The organism is Emticicia sp., assembly GCF_049241225.1.
GTDB lineage: Bacteria > Bacteroidota > Bacteroidia > Cytophagales > Spirosomataceae > Emticicia.
Genome location: NZ_JBMLRC010000100.1, coordinates 1 through 3,356 on the forward strand (window position 1 = coordinate 1; position 3,356 = coordinate 3,356).

Annotated in this window: 2 protein-coding genes; both read left to right on the forward strand. The window is 29.2% G+C overall.

Annotated elements, in window-relative coordinates:
• The first annotated feature begins 159 nt into the window (after positions 1 to 159).
• Entirely contained in the window at positions 160 to 1,590 is a 1,431-nt protein-coding gene (locus ACOVO2_RS06145) for a M48 family metallopeptidase (RefSeq protein WP_421769121.1), read from the forward strand.
• Positions 1,571 to 3,136, forward strand: coding sequence for a DUF6770 family protein (locus ACOVO2_RS06150; protein ID WP_421769122.1), 1,566 nt, complete (start codon positions 1,571 to 1,573; stop codon positions 3,134 to 3,136). Before ACOVO2_RS06145 ends, ACOVO2_RS06150 begins: the two co-directional genes overlap by 20 nt.
• Positions 3,137 to 3,356 lie beyond the last annotated feature (220 nt).

Here is a 3,356-nt window from a genome sequence, read left to right on the forward strand (position 1 = left end):
AAATGAAACCCTAATTCGCTGATTTTCAGTTGATTAGGGTTTTTTTTATTAAGTGCAGATTTAAAATGGACTTAATATTGAATACTATGTTTATTTTGTGTTTCATCTTTCATTAAACTGGTGTGATTTTTGCCAAATTTTTCATATTGAGAAACAATTATGAAAAAAATAATTCAAATTTTACTTTTACTTCCATTTACAGTTTACTCTCAAATTGAGCACAACTATACTCCAATTTGTTCAGATTTACTCTTGCAAACTAAGCTGATAAACGAGTTTACTTTAAAAAATAAGCAGATTCAGACCGATTTAACATCTAAATTTAAGAAAGACCTTAAAACAATATACGAAAATCGAAATCAAGAAATTATAGATAGACTCAAAAACGATGAGTTTATCTTTGGACATCTTATCAACTCTAATCTTCAAACTTTACTTGATAAAATTTATCAGTCAAATCCATCCATTCCAAATCATCAAATTCAATTATTATTAAGTAAGAGTTCAATTCCTAATGCCTATTGCTTGGGTGAAGGTACCATAGTAATTAATCTTGGGTTACTGCAATTTTTAGAGAATGAGAGCCAATTAGCATTTGTAATTTGTCATGAATTAGCTCACTTTCAGCTTAATCATGTAAATATTAGTATTCAAAACCAATTAGAAGTTTTTGCAAGTGAAGAAGTCAAATCTACACTTAAAAGTATTTCAAAAAATGATTATTTGAAAATTTCGAGAATGGAAGAGTTTGTTAGAAATGTATCTTACTCAAAAATGAAGAATAGCAGGAAAGATGAAATTCAGGCTGATTCATTAGGTATGGTCTATCTTCAAAGAACATCGTTTCAGGACTCTGAAGCTAAAAAAACCTTAGAAATTTTAGATATTATTGATAATGACGATTTTGATTTTGATTTTCAAAAAATATTTAACACCCCCAGCTTTCAATTTCAAGAAAAGTGGCTTAAATCGAGCCAAATTTCAAATTTTGGTAGTTTTACGGCAAAACCTCTTTCAGATGCAGTAATTGATTCATTGAAAACACATCCAGATTGTGCTTTAAGAATTGAAAAAATTTCAAATAACTTTTTAGTCACTAAGAAGAAGAAATCGGAGATTATAAGTACTACTGATTTCATGAAAATGAGAGAGTCGGCGATGTTTGAAATCGTTGAAAGCGATTTTTACCGTGAAAATTATAGTAAAACTCTTTACAGGCTCATAAAATTACTTCATAAATACCCCAATAACTCGTATCTTAATGCAATGCTCGTTAGATGTATTTATGTAATTCACTCTGCGAAAAAGCAACATCTACTCTATAAATACATTGATAATGAAAAGTATATCGAGAATAGAAACTATCAATCGGTATTAAGGGTAATTGAAAATCTAACGTTAAAAGATTTATCAAGATTAGCTTATTATCCTCTTAAAGAAAAACCAAGTCTCAATCATGATGATGAAATCATCATCTTTGCATCCTATTTAGCAAGTGATTTAGTCGAAAATTCAGTAGAAAAGGAGAATTGGAAAAAGATATATCAATCTAAATACCCCAAAGGCAAGTATGAATCATATTTTTTTTAAAATTAAATGGGTAGTTATTTTCTTTTGTGCTGTAGTTACGCATTACTCTGTTGCTCAAAGAAAAATTATTGAAAAAAACAGTACAATTTCCCTGAGAAATCAAGGTACTATTTTCAACGAGCAAAAATTGGTGGGGTATTATCAATTTTATGAATTTCAAAAGATTGATAATGATAATACTGAGTACTTAGTAAAAATATTAGATGATAACTTGAATGAGGTCTTTTCTGAAAAATTTATAGAGTTTAGGATTTTTGAACTGAAAGAGGTTTCTTTCAATAATCAATCTTTCCTTTTCAAGTTTGACTCTAATAGCTTTACTATTGGCAGCCGAAGGTTTTATATCTATGACCAGTCAAAAAAACTGAGGAGAGTTGAATTTCCAAATGGTAAGCACGAGAAATTATGGAATAATCAACAATTAGTTAATTTACCCGATAACATAAATAAAAGCCTTTACAGTATTCCAGATAAAGGATTTCTTCATTTTGGAAATATAAAACCTAAAACTCTTCTTATCTCACTTATTGATTCGAAAGGAGCGGTTTTATGGGAAAATGAAGAGCCTGATGGTAAAAATGAGTACAGAACAGTACACGTTTTAGCGACTCATAAAACAAAGATTGTTTGTTTAAAGAATGTAATTAGTGACTATAGTGCTTACAATAGTCAATTTGGGAATAACATTACTCAATACATGACCGTTTATGACCTTCAAACAGGAAAAAAAGAAAAAGAAGTAAAACTTGAAGATGAAAACTATAAATATCAAGTTTTATCAAATCAAATAAATACAAATAGTACAGAAGAAATCTTGGGGGTTTTTTATGGGAAAAATGAAAAAATAGATAACGCTCACGCACAAGGCTTGTTTTCTGCTAATATAAGTTCAGATGGTATTTTAACCAATATTAAGCGTTCAATTCATTCTGATTATTTAAGAAAATCGCTTCCTGTGGCAAATTATAAAACCGAAGAGGAAATAAAATCTCTTTATTTTCACAAAGTTTTCAGGGTAAAAGATAAAATTTTTGCTGTCGCTGAAAATTTTTGGCTCCAAAATAATACAGGAAAACTTGCCTTGAGGATAATAGGAGCAAACACGAGTATGTATGATTTTACGATGAAAGATGTCTTCATTTTTAGGTTAAACAATGACTTTACATTTGAAAAGCTTGACGTTTTTGAAAAAGAAAAAAACAAATTTAATTTACCAGCTGGATATGGTGTTTTCGGTCTCCCTAAATTAGCCAATATAGTGAAAAGAGATAATGCTTTTGATTACTTATTCACACAAATTGATGAAAATGAAAATCAATTTATAATAAATTATCGAAGTGCTGAGAAAGAGGGTGAAGTTGATACCTACAATGTTAAATCAATAATATACAATGGTGGTACATTTTCAAATGATATGATTAGATTAAACACAGAGGAGAGTATTCTACTTGTGCCTATGCCTGCCAAATTTGGAAATGTCCTATTGTCAGGTTATATAAAAGGAGAAAAAAGAATAGAAATGAGAATTGAGAAGATAAATTACTAAATAACTGGTATTTCAAACTCTTCTTCAATCCTGATTTTGTGCTGCTGTTTTACGTTTATCTGTTATTAGTTTGATGTTTAGCAATTGCTCAATATTTGAAAATGTAAATATGAGTAAAATACGTGACTAATTAGTCATTTTGTAACCAGCCAAATTCTCACTTTCTTTTTCTCCCTCAATTCATAGCAAATCTACTTTTTCTTCCCCAATTTTGGGGTAA